Origin of the sequence: Streptomyces sp. WM6386, from assembly GCF_000972385.1 — a bacterium.
In the GTDB taxonomy this organism is placed as follows: domain Bacteria; phylum Actinomycetota; class Actinomycetes; order Streptomycetales; family Streptomycetaceae; genus Streptomyces.
Genome location: NZ_JXTE01000829.1, coordinates 1 through 301, shown reverse-complemented (window position 1 = coordinate 301; position 301 = coordinate 1). Strand labels below are relative to the sequence as shown.

At 63.8% G+C, this 301-nt stretch carries 1 pseudogene; it reads right to left on the bottom strand.

The features are described from left to right. Positions 1-102 precede the first annotated feature (102 nt). Positions 103-301: pseudogene (locus tag TN53_RS43845) on the bottom strand (serine/threonine protein kinase); the annotation flags it as partial.

Here is a 301-nt window from a genome sequence, read left to right as displayed (position 1 = left end):
CAGTACAACGGCTGGATCTCCAACATCTACATCAACTCGCCCGACAACAAGATGCCGGACGTCAAGGACTGCTGAACGGCCTTGAGCGACAGCTCCGCTTCCTCAGCGCTCGTAGTCGGCGAGGTAGCGGAGCACCTTCTCGACGTGGGGCCGCACGCGTTCGGGGACGCCGCCCTCCGTGATGACCGTGCGGTCGCTCGTGCGGTAGCCGGCCGCCATCAGCGCGGGAAGCTCCTTGGCCGGCATGTTCTCCTTCTTGAACTGCTGGTCGAGCCAGCACACGTACAGCGACATCGTGGAG